Annotated in this window: 17 protein-coding genes; 11 read left to right on the top strand and 6 right to left on the bottom strand. The window is 37.4% G+C overall.

The genetic code is table 11. The features are described 5' to 3' along the window. Positions 1-31 precede the first annotated feature (31 nt). On the top strand, positions 32-4,561 hold the full coding sequence (locus AC4CVF_RS09005) for a translocation/assembly module TamB domain-containing protein (RefSeq protein ID WP_490789222.1): 4,530 nt from the start codon (positions 32-34) through the stop codon (positions 4,559-4,561). A 372-nt stretch (positions 4,562-4,933) separates the two neighbouring features. Here the strand turns inward: AC4CVF_RS09005 and AC4CVF_RS09000 are convergent, their stop codons facing one another. Next, on the bottom strand, positions 4,934-6,562 hold the full coding sequence (locus AC4CVF_RS09000; RefSeq protein ID WP_336953043.1) for a long-chain-fatty-acid--CoA ligase: 1,629 nt from the start codon (positions 6,560-6,562) through the stop codon (positions 4,934-4,936). 732 nt (positions 6,563-7,294) lie between these two features. Here AC4CVF_RS09000 and AC4CVF_RS08995 point away from each other — a divergent pair. The 6 genes from AC4CVF_RS08995 (at position 7,295) to AC4CVF_RS08970 (ending at position 12,063) form a co-directional block, all read left to right on the top strand. Then, on the top strand, positions 7,295-7,507 hold the full coding sequence (locus tag AC4CVF_RS08995; protein WP_419327414.1) for a hypothetical protein: 213 nt from the start codon (positions 7,295-7,297) through the stop codon (positions 7,505-7,507). A 152-nt stretch (positions 7,508-7,659) separates the two neighbouring features. Next, complete coding sequence (locus AC4CVF_RS08990) at positions 7,660-8,367, top strand: hypothetical protein (RefSeq protein WP_419820504.1); 708 nt, start codon at positions 7,660-7,662, stop codon at positions 8,365-8,367. Between the two features lie 34 nt (positions 8,368-8,401). After that, the gene (locus AC4CVF_RS08985) at positions 8,402-9,367 is read left to right on the top strand and encodes a 2-hydroxyacid dehydrogenase (protein ID WP_419327416.1); all 966 of its coding nucleotides are present in this window, start codon (positions 8,402-8,404) and stop codon (positions 9,365-9,367) included. Positions 9,368-9,539: 172 nt separating this feature from the next. Continuing rightward, on the top strand, positions 9,540-10,937 hold the full coding sequence (locus AC4CVF_RS08980; RefSeq protein ID WP_419330590.1) for a M48 family metalloprotease: 1,398 nt from the start codon (positions 9,540-9,542) through the stop codon (positions 10,935-10,937). A 149-nt stretch (positions 10,938-11,086) separates the two neighbouring features. Beyond that, positions 11,087-11,446 carry a hypothetical protein gene (locus tag AC4CVF_RS08975; RefSeq protein ID WP_490789221.1) on the top strand — a complete coding sequence of 120 codons (360 nt, stop codon included), beginning with the start codon at positions 11,087-11,089 and terminating at the stop codon, positions 11,444-11,446. Positions 11,447-11,484: 38 nt separating this feature from the next. After that, a complete protein-coding gene (locus AC4CVF_RS08970) occupies positions 11,485-12,063 on the top strand; it encodes a GNAT family N-acetyltransferase (RefSeq protein ID WP_490789220.1) in 579 nt (192 codons plus the stop codon). Between the two features lie 106 nt (positions 12,064-12,169). Here the strand turns inward: AC4CVF_RS08970 and AC4CVF_RS08965 are convergent, their stop codons facing one another. Both AC4CVF_RS08965 and rpsU read right to left on the bottom strand, forming a co-directional pair. Beyond that, the gene (locus AC4CVF_RS08965; RefSeq protein ID WP_004720970.1) at positions 12,170-12,616 is read right to left on the bottom strand and encodes a GatB/YqeY domain-containing protein; all 447 of its coding nucleotides are present in this window, start codon (positions 12,614-12,616) and stop codon (positions 12,170-12,172) included. Between the two features lie 38 nt (positions 12,617-12,654). Then, entirely contained in the window at positions 12,655-12,870 is a 216-nt protein-coding gene (gene rpsU, locus AC4CVF_RS08960) for a 30S ribosomal protein S21 (RefSeq protein ID WP_001136722.1), read from the bottom strand. Between the two features lie 145 nt (positions 12,871-13,015). On the opposite strand from rpsU, the gene tsaD reads away from it, so the two are divergent. Then, the gene (gene tsaD, locus AC4CVF_RS08955; protein ID WP_336953035.1) at positions 13,016-14,032 is read left to right on the top strand and encodes a tRNA (adenosine(37)-N6)-threonylcarbamoyltransferase complex transferase subunit TsaD; all 1,017 of its coding nucleotides are present in this window, start codon (positions 13,016-13,018) and stop codon (positions 14,030-14,032) included. 67 nt (positions 14,033-14,099) lie between these two features. Here the strand turns inward: tsaD and AC4CVF_RS08950 are convergent, their stop codons facing one another. Continuing rightward, the gene (locus AC4CVF_RS08950) at positions 14,100-14,639 is read right to left on the bottom strand and encodes a hypothetical protein (protein ID WP_336953034.1); all 540 of its coding nucleotides are present in this window, start codon (positions 14,637-14,639) and stop codon (positions 14,100-14,102) included. A 110-nt stretch (positions 14,640-14,749) separates the two neighbouring features. Here AC4CVF_RS08950 and AC4CVF_RS08945 point away from each other — a divergent pair, with 110 nt between their 5' ends. After that, positions 14,750-16,096 carry an esterase-like activity of phytase family protein gene (locus AC4CVF_RS08945; protein ID WP_419359265.1) on the top strand — a complete coding sequence of 449 codons (1,347 nt, stop codon included), beginning with the start codon at positions 14,750-14,752 and terminating at the stop codon, positions 16,094-16,096. A gap of 249 nt (positions 16,097-16,345) precedes the next feature. Here the strand turns inward: AC4CVF_RS08945 and AC4CVF_RS08940 are convergent, their stop codons facing one another. Both AC4CVF_RS08940 and AC4CVF_RS08935 read right to left on the bottom strand, forming a co-directional pair. Continuing rightward, complete coding sequence (locus tag AC4CVF_RS08940) at positions 16,346-17,404, bottom strand: type II asparaginase (RefSeq protein ID WP_490789219.1); 1,059 nt, start codon at positions 17,402-17,404, stop codon at positions 16,346-16,348. Positions 17,405-17,710: 306 nt separating this feature from the next. After that, positions 17,711-18,946 (bottom strand): pyridoxal phosphate-dependent aminotransferase, encoded by a 1,236-nt coding sequence (locus tag AC4CVF_RS08935; RefSeq protein ID WP_336953032.1) that lies wholly within the window; start codon positions 18,944-18,946, stop codon positions 17,711-17,713. A 151-nt stretch (positions 18,947-19,097) separates the two neighbouring features. Between AC4CVF_RS08935 and msrB the strand changes: the two genes are divergently transcribed. Beyond that, the gene (gene msrB, locus AC4CVF_RS08930; RefSeq protein ID WP_004720961.1) at positions 19,098-19,517 is read left to right on the top strand and encodes a peptide-methionine (R)-S-oxide reductase MsrB; all 420 of its coding nucleotides are present in this window, start codon (positions 19,098-19,100) and stop codon (positions 19,515-19,517) included. Beyond that, positions 19,514-19,996 (top strand): glutathione peroxidase, encoded by a 483-nt coding sequence (locus tag AC4CVF_RS08925; RefSeq protein ID WP_419359263.1) that lies wholly within the window; start codon positions 19,514-19,516, stop codon positions 19,994-19,996. The genes msrB and AC4CVF_RS08925 overlap by 4 nt, the downstream gene beginning before the upstream one ends. Positions 19,997-20,001: the final 5 nt, after the last annotated feature.

The raw sequence follows: 20,001 nt of genomic DNA, 5'->3' as shown, positions 1-20,001 counted from the left end.
CTAAAAATATAAGAGAAATACTGGAAATATTATGGCTGATGAAGAACATCAAGATGTTCAAAATGATCAACTAAAGCAAGAGCAAGCTCCGAAGAAGCGTAATATATTACGTAATATTCTGATGTCATTGCTTTTGGTCATTATTTTATTGATTGCTGCATTGGCTGTGATGTTTAGTACCGATAAAGGCAGTAAGTTTTTATTGGATCGGGTAGCTTCAAGTCAGAAAATTATTGATTATCAATATGAAAGTGGAAATCTACTTCAAGGGATTATTCTAAAAAATGTTTTGGTTACCTTGAGTTCGGTTGATGTCAAAATTGATCGTGCAGATATTTCATTAGGTTGGAGAGCAATATTAGACAAAGAAATTCATCTCAGCCATGCCGATGTCAATAATTTAAGAATTATCAGTAAAACCCCTCCAAGTGATGAGCCATTTAAATTTAGCGAAATCAAACTACCTTTTGTTTTACGTTTAGATGAGGCAAATGTAGATCACATGCAGTTTCAAACATCATCTACAAAAATTGATTTTAAGGATATTCATTTAGAAAACGCATTGTGGTCTGGTACAGAGCTTAAATTTGAAAACTCTAAAATGGACATGGGCTATCTATCTGTAAAAGACGCAACAGGTAATATGGACTTTAAACAAGGAGATTATCCGCTTAATGCTAAAGCTATTTTAAAAATCCCAAGTTTAAAAAGTTTAAATGTTGAAGATATTTATGTACATGCGCGCGGCTCACTCGACACTATTAAAGCTGGCGTTGCAACCAAAACTCCCGATCTTTTAACAGGTTGGGCAGTAATCCACCCAATGCGTCACGATGTTCCAATGAATGGTGCTTTGGTGTTTAAAGATTATCACTGGCCGCTGTTACAGGAACAAGAATTACTTTCTAAAAATGGTTTGGCAAAATTCCATGGTGATGTTAAAGGCCTAAACCTAGATATCAATACTGATATCAGTGGTAAAAATATTCCGCAAGGTCAATATACTGCTTTAGCGCATACCGATTTAACCAATCAGTTGAATATTAATAACTTAAATGGTCAATTGATGGGTGGTGCTTTAAATCTTGCTGGCTTGGTGAATTGGCAAGATCATGTACATTGGGATGTACAAGGTCGTTTAGATCGAATTAATCCAAAAGATAAAATTATTCCACAAGTGATTCAAGACTTTTTACCTGTTTCACTTGATGCCAAAATTGGATCAGTAGGTGCACTTAAACAAGGTATGCATTTAACCGCCAATGTGGATTTTGACAAATATGAAGCTTGGAACGTTAAATTAGATCAAGCTGAACAAAAGGGTAAAAAGCCTGAACCTATGTTATTGGGTGTGAACTGGAAAAATATTGACCGAGCAGTGCCTTATGTTGGTTGGTTGAGTAGTGAACAAGGTCAGGTTGAAGTTGCACTGGTTGATGATCAGCAAAACATTCATGTGGCAACCGTTGTGCGTCAGCATGAAAAAGGCAGTTTGCCTGAGGGTAAATACACAGCTCAGCTGGACTTAAAAGGTAATGATTTACATGTCCCTGCATTTGAATATGTGGCTGCTAAAGGCAGTTTATCTGGGAATGCAGTTGTGGAATTACCAACTGAAAAACGTCAGTTAAAATGGAATGCTTTGTTAAATGCAAAAGATTTCAATCCACAAAGTATCATTGCAACTGCACCAGTAGATTTAATCAATGGACAAATAAAAGCCAATGGATTTGCAAAACCAAATCAACAACTGATTAACTTTGATGCGATTAATTTAACAGGTAGACTCGCAAATCAAGCCAATCCTGAAACAATCCAATTGACTGGTAAAAGTACTGCAGCAGTTATTTTCAATGACGCCAATGCCGGTGGTGCTTTTAAAGGCTTTGCAGTGAATTATGATGGTGCATTAAATGCATCACAGATGAAACAAGGTAGTGGTTTGTTGAAGATTAGAGTTTCGGGTACACCTGAGCTAATCAAAATATCTGAGCTACAACATGATGGTATTGCAGGAAAAATTTTAGCCAATGGTTTGGTTCATATCAGTAATGGTATCGGTTGGGACATCAATGCATCTTTGGTGCGTTTTAAACCGCAGTATTTTGTCTCTTCTGTACGTGGTGAAATCTCTGGTAATGTGAATACTCAGGGGAATTGGTCAGATCGTATGAAGAAAATCAATATTCAACAATTGAATATTGCAGGCATGATCAATAATAAGCCATTGAGAGGGCGTGGTAACCTTGCAGTCGTTTTGAATTCTGATTTAAAGGGTCTCATGCCACAGCAATTTGAGGCAAATAATTTATTTTTGTCTTATGCTAACAATCAAGTACAGGCTACAGGAAATGCACAGAATCTAAGATTAAAAGTCAATGCACCTGCATTATATGAGCTTTATCCAGGATTACGTGGTACAGCTTATGGTTATTTAAATTTACAAGCCCAGCCGCGTTTGAGTGCAACTGCCAACCTCACTGTCGATAATTTTAGTTTTAATGACAGTTTAAGCATTAAAAAATTAAGCTTGAAAGGTGAACTGCCAACCTCAGAAACTGTAGCTTCTAAAATGGTTGCGCAAATGGATACTTTGCGTAGTGGGAATCGTGAAATCCAGCATGCAGGGATTACACTTTCAGGAACTCGTAAAGCACATTTATTGCAGATTCAGGCGTGGAATTATTATTCTAAGTTCTATGTGCAACTTGCAGGCGGATTTAATGCCCAAAACGATTGGTTAGGTCAGATTCAGAAAGGCGAATTTGACTCTGTAAGAGCGCATTTATTGCAACAGCAAAATGCACCGGTCATTTTTAATGCCTCAAAATCGGAGCTATATGTAGGTCAACATTGTTGGTCAAGCCAGCAAAGCCAATTGTGTTTTGATCAACCCATACGTGCAAGTCAGCAAAATGGTAATGTTTCGTTCCTCACCAAGAATCTGGATCTGAATGATTTTGCAGCATTTATGCCAGAAGGTTTAGCATTAACTGGCAAATTAAATGGTTATGCAAAAGCATCATGGGCTAAAGGTGCACAACCTAAACTGGATGCTAAACTTGTTACCCGTAATGGGCAAATTGGTATTGCTGCTGAAGATACTAATGACCCTTCGACTTCAATGAACTATGACGAAGCCAGTGTAATTGCGAAAAGCATAAAAGATGGATTGTTATTACGTGTTGATTTGAAAGCTCCTAATGTGGGGACGGGATATGCCAGCGTTATTGTGAACCCATATGTGGCGTCTAAGCCGATGCGTGGAGAGGTAGCATTTAACGAAGTTCAGTTGAAAATATTAAAACCGTTTATAGCCGATGTTCGTAAACTCGATGGAACGTTATCACTTGCAGGCAAAATTAACGGGACACTCACACAGCCATTGTTTGATGGCGAAATGCGATTGAAAAATGGTGAAATTAGTATGATTTCACTGCCTGTGAACTTAAATAATGTTCAGATTTACACTTCAATTCGTCAAGATGTTGCAACAATTAATGGTGCTTTTAATAGTGGTCGTGGTGTAGGTAAAATTAGCGGTAGTATCGATTGGAAAAATGACCCTCATGTACAATTACGTTTAAATGGCGATAAATTGCTGATTCGTCAAGCACCACTCATTACTGCAATTGTTGATACAGATATCGAATTGGATGCATTACCTTTAAGTAAAAAAATTACAGTGAAAGGTAAGGTTGATGTTCCTAGTGCATTAATTTCAATGCCTGAATCAAGTGCAACAGTAGTCAATGTATCACCTGATGTTCGTATTGTGAAAGAAGGTCAAAATCAGTTGGCTGTGCTTAAAGCAGCACAACCGTGGTCTATACGTGCAGATGTCTCGGTAAACTTAGGTGATAAGGTGATTTTCCAAGGGTTTAACAGTCGTATTCCATTGGTTGGACGTCTATACCTGTCTCAACGCGGTTTAGAAACTGCGATGCGTGCCAATGGCGCAATTGGTGTTAGTCAGAAAGTAACTATTGAGGCTTATGGTCAACGCTTGGATTTGAATCGTGCGATTGCTCGTTTTAATGGACCATTGTCCAATCCTACATTAGATGTCGATACCAATAAGAGTATTTCTGGAAGCACAGTAGGACTTCGTATTACAGGTACTGCTTCAAGTCCAAATATCCAAGTTTATAACGATGCTGGACTGTCAGATCAGGAAGCAATGAATGCTTTAATCACAGGACGTATTAATGAAGGTTCGAGTGGTTTAAGTAATGCTGAAGGCTTTAAATCGGATGTAAACAATACTATTGCGGCAGCAGGGATTAGTCTGGGTCTAGGTGGAACGCGAGCATTTACCAATCAAATTGGACGTACTTTTGGTTTAAGTGGTTTATCTTTTGATGCGCAGGGTACAGGTGATGATACTCAGGTCAGTTTGACTGGATATATTACGCCAGACTTGTATATTCGTTATGGTGTGGGGGTATTTACACCAGTGAATAAACTGACTTTACGTTATCAAATGAATAAACGTTTGTATTTGGAAGCAAGTCAGTCCTTAGAAAAAGCCATTGATGTGTTCTATCATTGGCGGTTCTAGACATTGATAAAACATTTTAGATGCGATTGGCATTGAAATGTAGTTGAACAATATTGAAAAACTCGGATTTCGATCCGAGTTTTTTATGCTTATATAAAATGAGATGAGTCATTGAGGTAAACCGCGCAGATCGTTAAATGGTTTGAATGTGCGTAGCGCAAAATATTGTACATACGATTGAAAAGCCAAAAAATGTATATGTTAGGAGTATTTATCTTGTATTTATTTTGCTTATTTAAGCTAGTTGTTCAAAGTGAATCATTGGTTTAAATATCTAGTTTTTTTTTGTGAAATAGAAAAAGCCCAATGGCACATTGGGCTTTTCAATTCGATATGATTCGCTAGTAATTCTTTAAAGCTTATTCAAAGGATTTATTCCGTTAATAACACATCACTATATTGTTCACGTAAATCACGCTTTAACATCTTGCCAGTACCTGTTAAAGGAATGGAATCTACAAAAATGACTTTGTCTGGGATTTGCCATTTTGCAATTTTATCTGCATAGTAATCCAGTAAATCTTGTTCAGTAATGTGAGTACCTTGTTGTTTAATCGCAATTACCACAGGGCGTTCATCCCATTTCGGGTGGTTTGCTGCAATTACAGCAGCCATAGCAATTTCAGGATGATTCATAGCAATGTTTTCAAGCTCAACAGAAGAAATCCACTCGCCACCTGATTTAATTAAATCTTTGGCACGATCGCTTAGCAGTAGATAGCCATCCTCATTAATCGTAGCGATATCACCAGTATCAAACCAACCATCAGCACTTAACGCTTTTTCAGATTTTCCATAATAAGATTCAATAATCCAATGACCTTTTACTTGCAAATTCCCAGTGCTATGTCCATCACGAGCAACTTCATGTGTGCCATTTTCTTCATCGGTAATACGTAAATCTACGCCAAAAGGTGGGCGACCTTGCGATAAGCGAACTTTGAATTGTTCTTCTTCACTTAAATTTAGGTGTTTGGCTTTGAGTTGGTTACCTGTGCCCAATGGGCTCATTTCAGTCATGCCCCATGCATGAATAGTTTCGCAATGATAAATGTCTTTAAATGCTTTCATCATCGCAGGTGGGCAGGCTGAACCGCCAACGACATTGCGTTTAAGGCTTTCAAGAGTACTACCAGATTGTTTTGCTGCTGCAAGCAAGCCTTGCCAAATGGTTGGTACACCAAGCGCAATGCTGACTTTATATTCATCAATCATTTGTACTAAGCTGCCGCCATCTAAACCTGGCCCCGGGAGTATCAATGTACAACCAACCATAGCTGCGGCATAAGGTGTACCCCAAGCATTGACATGGAACATTGGAACAACAGGTAACATAATATCTTTTGCAGATAAATTTAGAGAGTCGGGTAGTGCGATCGCATAGGTATGTAAAATGGTTGAGCGATGACTATATAATGCGCCTTTGGGGTTACCTGTTGTCCCTGAGGTATAGCATAGTGAGCTTGCGGTATTTTCCTCAAAATTTGGCCACTGGTACTGTACTGAATGTTCTGCAATCAGCACATCATAGAATTTAACCTCTGGGAGGGCATCAGCAATATCTTGGTCAAAAGCACCCAGATAGACGAAATGCTCTACATTAGGGGTAAGGGCTTTCACAGCTTTGATTAGTGGTAAAAATGTTTTATCAAATAAAACTACTTTATCTTGAGCATCATTGATAATAAAGATTAATTGTTCAGGAAAGAGTCTAGGGTTAATGGTATGGCAGACCAAACCACTTCCGGAAATTGCATACCAAGATTCAAGATGACGATGATTATTCCATGCAATCGTTGCAACTCGGTCGCCTAAACCTAAACCCAGTCCAGCAAGCGCATTGGCAAAGCGTTTCGCGTTTTCACTTACATGTGTCCAATCTGTTTTTGTAATCGTACCATCAGTATTTTTTGAAATAATCGCAGTATCACCATGATAACGAGTAGCATGCTCAATGAGGCTACTGATTAATAATGGTTGCTGCATCATACGTCCTTGCATATAAAATTCCTTTATAATCTTGTTGATAGGCTTAAATTGTTTTTTTCTCTGAAGCTCTCTAAGTGAAAAAAATTGTTAAATAAAAAAAGCTATCATTTCATCCTATATAAAAGTCAGATTAAATCAAGCTTAAAAACAATATATTTTTGCAATATTTTTATAGTTTTAACCAAGAAAAAACAATAACTTAGTTGGATTATCACGATTTGAAAATTTGATGATGAAATTTGCGGTATCAGACTAAAGAACTAGGAAAAAGTATTACTCAGATATATGTAGATATGCTAAACATATCACATGTCTTGTTAAGGCATTGATGTTTTAGGATGAAACTATATTGGTGTAAGATATTAAAAGGAGTTTTAAAATGTTTCAAAAAATCAGAAAATTATTGTGTATCCACAGTTTTGAATATGAAATTGGACATAATAGTGTGGTGAAAGAGTGTCGTAAGTGTGGTGCTCATCATTAATTTTCTAGAAGCGATTGCAAAATATCACTATATTATGATCATACGAGAAAATATGGTGATATTTAGAAAGCGTTACCTCTCTAAATGAAAATAATAAAAATCTAGTTTTTAAGATTATCTATTCATCCTTATGTTCATCGGCGTACTCGGTTGATTGCTTATGTCTTGTATATGTTTAATGCTTAAGCCTGTTTTTTTTAAGGTGTTGCTAAATTTGCGTTAGAATAACGCTATTCTTCTTTTATTGTCTTTGAATCATAATGTCTAAAGATTTTTTAGCTGAAAATTATATTGTCGATGAACATCTTGCTGATACTTTAAATTGGTTATGCCAACATCAAGATTGTTATGATGCTTTTCAATTTGATGTGTTGACTCAAGAACTCAAAGTTGATCATGCCAATGGTACAGATATCATTCGTCAGGGGATGTATCTTACGGCAAAGTACGGAATTTTAATCACATCTTTATAGTGAGTTGGTGCTCAATGATTGTCGCTAAAATCAGCATGTAACATCTTCTTGCGCTTAAATTTAATTTATCGTGTTTTTTTACTTTGATTAGTGCGACAAAAAAGTCAAAACACAGCTAAAATATAGCTTGAATAGTGTGTATTGAATCCATAATGAATATGAATGTATCAGAACATCAGCGTAGCATTTTGGCTACGATGGGAATAGAGCTTTGGATCCCCAAGGTTGATGTTCAAACACGTCATTATGAAAATGCGCTATACCGTGATATTGCTCAAGTTGAACAGAATATTGCTGTTGTGCCTGAGTTGAACATGCATTCAACTCAATCTAATGCAAAACTAGAAAATCAAAATGTACATCCGTCACAGATTGAAAAAGCACATCAGCCTGAAGTTTCTCTATTAAAACGAAATCCTGAAACACAGCAAACTGAAGAAGTTTCAGCACCTGAGCAAATTCAGCAACAGACAAACTTTACTATTGAGCCTGCATTACAAATTGCGCCATTTGAAATCCAAGCCTATTGCATTGAAAGCTGTGTCATCTTTGTCGATTGTACTCAAATCAGCACTGACCAATTCACGCTATGGAGCAATATACAGCAAGCCTTTGTAGGGCACTTTTATGATTTGAAATGGCCTTTTCCAATGGTGCAGCTTCAAGATGGAAGAGGGGCTGCGATATATATTCAAGGGTTTGTTGATGCCTTAAGACAAGAGCGCAAAGTCATCAGTCTTGGTCAATTGCCTTATTTAAATAATACTGAAATGTTCGAATTGGCAAGTTTACAAGAGATGATTGAGCAACCTTTATTAAAACGCCGTCTATGGCAATTTATGCAAAATAAAGTGAATTAGCTTTAAAAATCTGTACTGAGAGGTTTTCTGGGATATGAATAAAAAAGTGGTTGTATTTAGTCAAATCGACTCAGAAGTTCAAGCAAAATTAGCAGAAAAATATCAGTTGGTTGTATTGAATCCTAAGCAAGGAGATATCAATGTACAAATTCGTCAAGCAGTTGTTGATGCGGATGCAATGATTGGTGCGGGTCGTTTGCTTAATGAAAGCAATATCGCAACTGCAGAAAAATTAAAAATTATTTCCTCTGTTAGTGTGGGCTATGATAATTACGATGTTGATTATTTAAATCAAAAGAAAATCTGGCTGTCGAATACACCACATGTATTAACAGAAACGACCGCGGATTTAGCCTTTACTTTGTTAATGAGTGCTGCACGTAAAGTGCCAAGTCTAGATCACTGGACCAAACAAGGTGAGTGGCAGCGTACAGTCAATGCGACACAATTTGGTCAAGAAATTTTCGGTAAAACTTTAGGAATAATCGGTTTAGGTCATATCGGTGCAGCTATTGCGCGACGTGGGTTTTATGGCTTTAATATGAATATTTTATATCATAATCGTCGTGAAAAAATCGAAGTGGCACAACAGTTTAATGCACAATATAAAAGTCTTGAAGCACTGCTAAAACAAGCCGATTTTGTTGTGGTCGCGGTAGATTTAAATAGCCAATCTAAAGCCTTAATCGGGACTCAAGAATTTGCTTTGATGCAAAAGCATGCTGTTTTTGTCAATATTGCTCGTGGTTCAGTAGTGGATGAATATGCATTAACAGAGGCTTTACGGAACCGTCAAATTTTTGCTGCGGGTCTAGATGTATACCAAAAAGAACCGTTGCAACAATCGCCATTGTTTGAGTTGGACAATGTCGTGACTTTACCGCATATCGGTTCAGCAACCGCCGAGACGCGTAAGAAAATGGCGGAACTGGCTTTTCAAAATTTAGTCGATGCTTTGGAACAACGCACACCAAGATATTTAGTCAATGAAAACTTTTAGTTGATGTTGAATGTTTGCTGACAATGCAAATTACATATGAAATGTTTACAGCCCCCTAACACTTCATTGCGAATTTGTACTAAATTCAATGTTATATTTAGAATATTAAAATAATTGGGATGATCAATTGAACAAGACCTTCCTCAGCCTTTGTCTCTGCTTAAGCACTTCAATGAGCTCAGCTGATGATTTTTTGCCAACTCAGAATAGTACTCAATTTGAAGTACCTGAGATTGGCAGTGGAGTAGGGTTTATTGATCAACAAAAAGAAAAAACCATTGGTGAAAAAGTTTATCGTCAAGTTCAACATCAAATGCCAGTTCTTCAAGATCCTTGGCTGGAAGACCAGTTTATGCTGGTTTTTTCAAAAATTCTCAGTCAGACCCAACTTTCACAGCCAGTAGGCTTGGTGGTGATCAAAGATGCTCAGATCAATGCATTTGCAGTACCTGGCGGTATGTTTGCCCTAAATAGTGGAATGATTACAGCTTCAAGTAATATGGATGAAGTTGCCAGTGTGATGGGACATGAAATTGCCCATGTCACACAACGTCATTACAGCCGTTCACAAGAAGCATTTAAAGGGCAAGGTTTGTTGGCACTTGCTGGAATTATTGTCGGTGCTGCATTGGCGTCCAAAGCGGATGGTGATATTGGTGGGGCGGTGATGATGGGTACACAAGCTGCATTAATGGACAAGCAGCTCAGTTATAGCCGAAATCAAGAACGTGAAGCTGATCGGATTGGCATGCAGTTTATGTATGGAGCAGGATATGACCCAGAAAGTATGGCTGATTTCTTTGAAACCATGCATCGGTCTACCAGTCGTTTGAGTTTTTTACCTGATTTTTGGTTAACTCATCCTTTAACAACTGAGCGTATGAGTGAAGCAAGATTAAGGGCAAATCAATTTCCAAAAGTTCCTTTTCGTGCTCAACAATCTGATTTTAATATTATTAAATGGTATACTGCAGTGATTTCGGGACAAGCGACTGATCGTCAGTTGCTGGCTTTAGCACAATCCAATAATTTAGCGGGTTTATTGGCTTTAAGTGAATTTTATTTACTGCAAGGTGATTATGACAATGCGCAAACCCAGCTGAATTTAGCTAAGAAGGTTAACGCTGAGCATACGTTGGTTACATTGATTCAAACTGATATTTATTTAGGGCGAAATAAGCTAGACGATGCCTATCAAACTATCATCAGTAAGCAAATCATAACCCCAGAAAATCGTGCATTAAGTTATAAATTAGCTGAAGTTTATATTCGACAACAAAAGTCCAAAGAAGCTGAGCAACTGGTTAATCGCTTTGTGAATAAAAATAATAAGGACATTATTGGCTGGCAATTGTTACAACAAGCGGCAAATTTAGATAAAAAGAATCCAATGCGTACAGTCAATGTGCTAAGAAATCGGGCGGAAGTTCAATATTGGTCTGGTGATGAAGAAAATGCAATTAAATCACTTTTACATGCCAAGCGTTTGGCTAAAGAAAATAATGCGATGAGTGCCCGTATCGATACACGTTTAAAAGTGATGCAAGATGAACGGAAGCTAAAAATTTAAAAGCCTGGTTAAAACTCTAAAAGCTTAGATTAAAAAACTAAAAATAATGAGTGATTTTAAATGAGCCATTAAAGAAAATTTACTTTCTATTCTTGCTTGAACAGGTTAAGCTAAAATCACTTAAATTTATAATAAAGTATTTGATTCACATGAAGAAATTTTTAATCGCATTCAGTATTTTTTTCTATGCTCACTCAACATTTGCAGCAGTACCAGAAAGCTATGTTCGAGAAGTTGAGCGTATTTCGGCGCAATACAGTGCAGATATGAAATTTTTTTTACGTAGTTTAGATCCGAAATTGAGCCAGTTTAACCCACAACAAGAGTCACAATTCTGTGGCATTGTTAAAAAATATGTCGATGATATGTATAAAACGGCAGATGAAAATCGTCAATCCCTCCCACCATCAGCGCAATCTATGACCAAACAAAATGTGATTGATAAAGTGATGTTGTCACCTGAAATGCAGTTACTTAAAAAATATAATATTCAGTGTGATTTGAAATAGGGTTATCTTTAACATCTTACATCTGAGCCAGATTATTTATGGATTTTAGCCAATTTCAAATTGAGAATGAGCAAATTGTTCTCAACATCATTCAAGTATCTGATGCTGAAGATTTATATAGCGCAATAAAAAATAGCTTAACTGAGCTTAGAAAGTTTCCTGCAAGTTTAGTATGGGCATTGGAAGAACCTAATTTGCATGCTTCAATGGCATTTTGCCAATCTCGTTTGGTGGCGTTGTTAAATAAAGAGAACTTTGTATTTATTATCCGTTTAAAAGAAATTGATGATTTTTTAGGGGTTGTCGATATCCATGAAATTAATTGGTTGGAAAATACTGCATCTATTGGGTTTTGGGGAAACTCAAAATTTAAGCAAAAAGGCTACATGTCACAAGCACTAATACTATTTGTAAGTAATTTATTTTCGAAATGGAATTTTGTCGGTTTAAATGCTTATGTCGATGCAGAAAATATATTGGCACGAAAATTATGTGAAAAAGCAGGGTTTTTACTTAAAAATATTCAATATCAATCTGTATGGAATCCAGTCGATGGTGGCTTTAGAGATATTTGCCATTATCAGATAGAAAATAAATTAAGTGATATTGTAGATTGAAGATTTTGGGCTATTTAACAAGAAACTATTTCATTGCAAAATAATTTTTATTTAAGTTGTTAAATAGACCAAATCAAACAGAAATTCAGATTTAAGAACGTTGGGTTTAGCCAAGTTTTGCTTTAATTTTTGCAGAAACTTGTGCTGGATCGGCACGTCCGGCTATGATCGGACGTAGAGAATTCATCACCTTACCCATATCTTTCATGCTAGTTGCACCTTGCGCAGTAATAGTTTGCGCAATGAGAGAATCAAGCTCGTCCTCTGACATAGCTTCAGGTAGAAACTGAGATAACACCTCAATTTCGGCTTGTTCTTTACTAGCTAAATCTTCACGGCCTGCACCTTCAAAGGCTTTGACCGATTCTTTACGTTGTTTGATTTGCTTTTCAATGACCGCAAGAACCTGAGTATCGTCAAGCTCTATGCGCTCATCGACTTCGATTTGTTTGATTGCTGCCTGTAGACCACGAATTACCGTTAACTTACCCATTTCTTTAGCACGCATTGTTGCTTTTAAAACATCAGTTATTTGGTTTTTTAAAGTAGTCATTTATCTGTCCAGGTGAGTCAATCAATCACAAATTAATCTTAGTAAAGGCGAGTAGTACGTACTGATTCACGCGCCAATTTCTTTTGGTAGCGTTTAACAGCAGCAGCTTTTTTACGTTTACGTTCTTGAGTAGGTTTCTCGTAGAATTCACGTTTACGAACATCAGCTAAAACACCAGCTTTTTCGCATGAACGTTTGAAACGACGGATAGCTACGTCTACTGGTTCGCCTTCTTTCAATTTAACTTGTGGCATGAAGAATCCTCATTAAGTTATGGATAAGATCAGGGTCGAATTACCCTAGATCACAAGTGAAGGTCAGTATTTTACTCATTTACATCTCATACCACAAGTCTATAATAGCTTTAGCAATATTTTGAAATGGGTAAAAGGCAATTTAATGATCGTTCTGGGCTTAGAAACTTCATGTGATGAAACAGGATTAGCGCTCTATGACAATGAAGTCGGCTTAAGAGGACAGGTGTTATATAGTCAAATTAAATTGCATGCAGAGTATGGTGGTGTGGTCCCTGAGTTGGCCTCTCGAGATCATGTTCGGAAGTTAATTCCATTGATTAATCAGTTGCTTGAGCAAAGCGATGTAAAAAAATCAGAGATCGATGCAGTGGCGTATACGCGCGGCCCTGGCTTAATGGGTGCACTTATGACAGGGGCATTATTTGGTCGCACCTTGGCTTTTGCGCTGAATAAACCCGCAATTGGTGTGCATCATATGGAGGGTCATATGCTTGCTCCATTATTATCCGAAAATCCACCTGAATTTCCGTTTGTCGCATTATTAGTGTCAGGTGGACACACGCAATTGATGGCAGCACACGCAATTGGTGAGTACGAAATTCTAGGTGAGTCGATTGACGATGCCGCTGGTGAAGCTTTTGATAAAGTCGCAAAAATGTTGAAATTACCTTATCCAGGTGGTCCAAATATTTCAAAATTGGCGGAACAAGGTGACAAAAATGCTTTTGAATTTCCCCGTCCAATGTTGCATCAAGGGTTAGATTTTTCATTTAGTGGTCTAAAAACTGCTGTTTCAGTGCAGTTAAAAAAATTAGGTGAAGAACAACGTGATGCAGATATTGCGGCTTCATTCCAAGAAGCTTTAGTGGATACTTTGGTTAAAAAGTCGATTAAAGCCTTAAAACAGTCGGGTTTAAGGCGTTTGGTAATTGCGGGCGGTGTCAGTGCCAATAAACGGTTAAGAGAGCGTTTGGAAGTAGACTTAGCCAAAATTAAAGCAACGGTTTATTATGCAGAACCTGCTTTATGTACAGATAATGGCGCAATGATTGCGTTTGCAGGCTATCAGCGTTTAAAAGCTGGACAAAAAGATGGTTTATCGGTGACAACAACACCACGTTGGCCAATGACTGAATTGACTAAACCTGAATCAGTTTAAGTCTCATATTTAAAGGATTGTTAAATTCAGCAAAGAGGCGAAAGCCTCTTTTTTGTGGATCTAAAATTTAACGCGGATAAGGCTTCCACGTTTTGCTTTTATTGTCATATTCATATTGAACTTGGTCAGCGTAATTTGATTCAAAGTTTGTATGGCCATATTGATGACTGATGCTAAAACAATTTTTGATATTGCTATAGGTTTCATGTGTTCCAGGATGATCACCATCGAATTGTGAGCCCATCAAGCATAATTTGGAGTCATTCAATGAAAATGTATAAGTAGGCTTCTTTTTTACATTGCCTTCATTATCCTCCCAACCCGTGAACTGATAATTGAGTGGATAGGCAATACCCGTTTGGGTATCTAAAGCAACCATTTCTAAAGAGTCTGAATTTCCCGTATTGAGTAAAATATATTTTTTATCAAAATTGGGCGGCATTGATTTAAGCGCATTTTTGTATTTGGCAAGGTTGGCTTTAGAACAATAATCGCCATTAAAATAATCACTCTGACACTCAGAAACTTTTTTAAACGTCGTCCCAGCATTTGCCAATTGTAGGGATGTAGAACAAACAATCAGCGATAGGGCAAAAAATCTTTTCATTTATACTGACTTTGAATGTGTATATATACAGTTTATCGCATTTCTTTTACTGTGGTTTATCTGATTTCATGATAGAAAATAAACAGAATATTAAAAAATGAGATTGGCATATGGACTTATTGTCTTCTGAACAGCATATCAACCTAAGCAATATTGACAAAGATCTTCAGCTTTATAAAAAATTTAGTCAAGGTGTGCGTTTACCTTATGAGGTTTTAAACATTCATAATATATCTGACGGTGCAAAACCTGGTCATTTTATTGAAGTTCGTTGTGGTGGGTTTGGTTCAGAAATTTCAGCACACCCTATAGAAAAGCATCAATTTTATGCACTTACAGATCGTGGACCGAATACCACGTATAACGTCAATCAGGATCATGGGAAAATCTTTTTAGCTCCTGACTATACCCCTAAAATTGGATTATTTGAGCTAAAAAATGATGGAACTATTCAGAAAATAAAAGAAATTTTATTAAAAGATCCAACAGGCAGAAATATTACTGGTTTGCCTAATCAGCATTTTGGTGCAAGTAAAGAAATCGCCTATGACCAAGATGGAAAGAAATTAGCCATAGGGACAGATGAATTTGGATTGGATGCTGAAGGTTTGGTTGCACTCAAAGATGGTACTTTTTGGGTCAGCGATGAATATGGTCCTCATATTGTGCATTTTAATGCTGATGGGCTAGAAATTGATCGTATCAATGCCTATGTATTAGATGAGCGAAGAACATCGGGTTATTTATTGCCTCAAGAATATGCCAATAGACGCCAGAATCGAGGAATGGAAGGTTTAACTATTACACCTGATCAAAAAAAGCTGGTGGGCATCATGCAATCCACTATGAGCAATCCCGATGCTTCGGTAAGTAAATCAGATCTTGTACGTATTGTGATGATTGATTTAGAAAGCAAAGTCGTTTCTCAGTATCTGTATCAACAAGAAGGAGGTCCTAAGGCTTATTCAAATACGGCTATTACCGCATTGAGTTCCTCACAATTTCTAGTCGCAGAGCGTGATGATGATTTCTATAAAGATAATCCTCAAGCATTTAAACGGATTTATAAAATAAATCTGCAACATGCCACTGATTTGGAAAAGCTAAAGCCAACTTCAGCGATTCGGCAAGATGAACAACTCGGGTTGTTAATAGCTGAAAAAACCTTAGAACAATATGTGTTAACAGCAGGCTGGACTGGTCTGGCTCAACAGGGTATCTACCCAGTAGAAAAAACTTTAGTGGTGGATTTGGTTGCGCGTTTACAGTATCCGCACGATAAAATTGAAGGTCTATGGGTGATTGATGAACAGCATTTAGGGGTTCTCAATGATGATGATTATGCTTTTTCTGAAACGGATGGGGTATTGGAACAAAAGTATTTGGATCACGATAAAAATATCATTGATGGCAATACACTCTATATCCTTGATCAATTGGATTTAACAGCAGATTAGCGTGTTTTTTGCCGCTACGCGTTACCTTGCGAAACGATATTTTTCATCATTTAGAGTAACTAAATATCGTAACTCGCGTCTAATATCGATTAAAACACACACATAGTCGCAAACGTAGAGGAATCGTCAACAGACCCTAACTCATTATCCATTCAATCTAAAATCAAACCGCCGAATTAATTTGACGGTTTAATGCATTCTTTTACAATTAACTTTGTGCTGGTCTTAAGCTTAATTTAAATATTAAGCTTAGTATTCCCAGAACATCCGTTGAATTTCTTTTGCATCTTTGGTTTTAGTGAGTGCCAAAGCCGCTAAGAGTTTTGCTTTTTGCGGATTTAAATCGTGAGCAACAACCCAACCATATTTATCATCAGGCTGTTCAGCATTACGTAACACAAAACCTTGTGGAACACGTGAAGAACGAATGATTTGTACACCTTGTTGCTGAAGTTGGTTTAATGTCGGAACAATATAGTTCGCAACGGAACCATTACCTGTACCTGCATGGATAATGGCTTTAGCACCCGCTTTTGCATAGGCCACATAGGCATCGGGAAGCATATTGCCTGAACCATAAACGATTTGAACGATTGGTAACGCATCACCTTGAATATTTTCAATATTAAACTCGGAGCTATTGTTAAAACGTTTTGCAACGTTTCTAAACCAATAAGGCTTACCTTCAACCAGTGTACCTAAAGCGCCCCATTGGCTGACAAAAGCATCGGTATGAATATTGATGGTCTTTGACACATCACGTGCTGCAAAAATATCATCATTCATTAACACAAAAACGCCTTTGCCTTTGGCACTGTCTGCGGCAGCAAGCGCAACAGCACTATAAAGGTTCAAAGGGCCATCAGCTGAAAGCGCTGAAGGTGGACGCATAGAACCAACAACGACAATTGGTTTATCTGTATGAACCGTAAGGCTTAGAAAATAAGCAGTTTCTTCTAAAGTATCTGTACCATGGGTAATCACCACGCCATTTACATCAGGCTTTTTAACCAACTCATTCACTTTGCGTGCAATGGTTAAAAGCTCTTTGTCAGTGATGCTTTCTGAAGCAACCTGTAAAGCCTGTACCCCTGTAACATTGGCAAGATTTTGAATTTGCGGAACTGCATTCAACAAATCATCTACAGGAACTTTCGCAGCAGTGTATGTTGCGCTATTTGTAGAACTTGCTCCAGCACCTGCGATCGTACCGCCAGTTGCGACGACAACGACATTATTTTTTGCATAACTCGTAAAGGGTAAAAGCATGCCAATTACAAGTGTAAGTGCAGTAACCGTCTTTTTCATAAACTATCCTTTTCAATCATTGTTCTGATCATAAGCATTTTTTGTACCAGTTTTTAAATCTATATAAATACTGAGCTGTTGCCCATACTTATTTAAAAATGTAATTTTTCAAATAATCACTCAAATTTATAGTTACATACTATTAAAACTGGATAAAGTGTTTGCCAGTGTGTTTTTTCAGCATTCAATAAAGATGTTGCACAATATAACGTCAATGAATAAGTTTTTAGTTGTACAGATGCTTGAGCAATAAAAAAGGCATTCAATTTTGAATGCCTTTTATAGCTTATGTTTACTTTATAAAGATTAACGCATTTTTGCCAAGAAACGACTTAAACGGTTCATTGCTTCACGTAATTCATTTTCTGCGGGGAGAAATACCACACGGAAATGATCAGGTGTAGGCCAGTTAAAACCTGTTCCTTGAACCAGTAAAACTTTTTCAGCTTTGAGGAAATCTAACATGAATTTTTCATCATCTTCAATTGGATAGATTTCAGGATCCAGTCTAGGGAAACAATACATTGCACCTTCTGGTTTTACACACGATACACCAGGAATATCGTTAAGCATTTCCCAAGCAATATTGCGCTGTTCATATAAACGACCACCTGGGCGGATCAAATCATTAATTGATTGATAGCCTCCTAAAGCGGTTTGAATCGCATATTGAGCTTGATGGTTGGCACATAAACGCATAGAGGCAAGCATGTCCAAGCCTTCAATGTAATCCATTGCACGTGACTTATCACCCGTAATCGCCATCCAACCAGAACGGTAGCCAGCAATACGATAGGCTTTAGATAAACCATTAAAAGAAACACATAAATGGTTTCCAGCTAATGCTGCAATAGAGACATGTTCGATACCGTCATAAACAATTTTGTCGTAAATTTCATCTGCAAATAAAATCAGATCATGTTTTTTTGCCAACGCGACAATCTGTTCTAAAACATGGCGCGGATAGACTGAACCCGTTGGATTGTTTGGGTTAATCACCACAATACCACGTGTATTCGGGGTGATTTTACTTTCCATATCCGCCATATCAGGATACCAGTAGTTTTGGTCATCACATTTATAGTGAATCGCTGTACCACCTGATAGATTTACGGCTGCCGTCCATAATGGGTAATCCGGCATTGGAACCAGCATTTCATCGCCATCATCCAATAAACCTTGCATCGCCATAACGATCAGTTCAGATACCCCATTGCCGATATACACATCTTTAACATGTAAATCTAAGATACCTTTTTGCTGATAATATTGACAAATGGCTTTACGTGCAGGAAAGATCCCTTTTGAATCTGTATAACCCACAGCATTAGGCAAATTTAAAGCCACATCATTGATAATTTCTTGCGGGGCTTCAAAGCCGAACGGGGCGGGGTTACCGATATTTAATTTAATAATTTTATGACCGGCTTCTTCCATCTCATTGGCCGCTCGTAACACTGGTCCACGAATGTCGTAGCAAACATGCTCTAGCTTTGACGATTTCTTGATTTCACGTGGGGTTGTGTTACCTAAAACGGACATAATTTTATCCAATTATTTTGAGTTAAAAAAATAGATTACTGAAATATCACAATCTATGTTGAAATTTAGCTAGAAATTTTCCAAGCTCTAGCGTAAATATGGAAGTACTGAAGCATGACATTGAATGTCAAAGATTTAAAGGAGTTTAATGATGGGAAAACTCAATAAAACAGACCGAGAATGGCAAAGAGAGTTATCACCAGAGGAATTTAAAATCACTCGACAAAAGGGCACTGAACCTGCCTTTACTGGAAAGTATTGGAATTCCAAGCAGCATGGAACCTATGTATGTCGATGTTGTGGGGAAGAATTATTCTCTTCAGAAACCAAATATGACAGTGGTTGTGGTTGGCCAAGCTTTTTTAAACCAATCAATAATACTGTTATAGAAGAACAAGATGATCATTCACATGGTATGGAACGTGTAGAAATTATATGCCATCATTGCGACGCTCATTTGGGGCATGTATTTGAAGATGGACCACAACCAACCGGCTTACGCTACTGCGTAAATTCCGCTTCTTTAGAATTAAAATCACAAGAAAAAGGCGACGAGGAAACGTATCCATGACCAACATTTATCAGTTTGAGGCTGAGCTGTTAGAGGGTGAAAATAAATCTTTTTCTGATTATAAAGGAAAAGTTTTATTGATTGTAAATACTGCAAGTAAATGTGGCTTTACTCCACAATTTGCAGGATTAGAAAAGGTTTACGAGAAATATAAAGACCAAGGTCTTGAAGTTTTAGGATTTCCTTGTAACCAGTTCGGTGGACAAGACCCTGGTACAAATGAGCAAATCGGCACTTATTGCCAACGCAATTATGGCGTTTCTTTTCCCATGTTCGCTAAAGTGAATGTAAAAGGGCCTGAAGCACATGTGATATTCCGTTATTTAACCAATAACAGCAAAGGCATACTTGGCAATGGTATTAAATGGAACTTCACCAAATTCTTAATTAATAAGAAAGGCGAAGTGATTAACCGCTATGCACCAACCACGAAGCCTGAGGATATAGAACAGGATATTGAAAAAGCTTTAGCAGAATAACCTGT

It is taken from the genome of Acinetobacter sp. LipI_19, assembly GCF_058242925.1.
The sequence above is the reverse complement of the archived record's forward strand: the minus strand, read 5'-3'. Positions and strand labels throughout refer to the sequence as shown.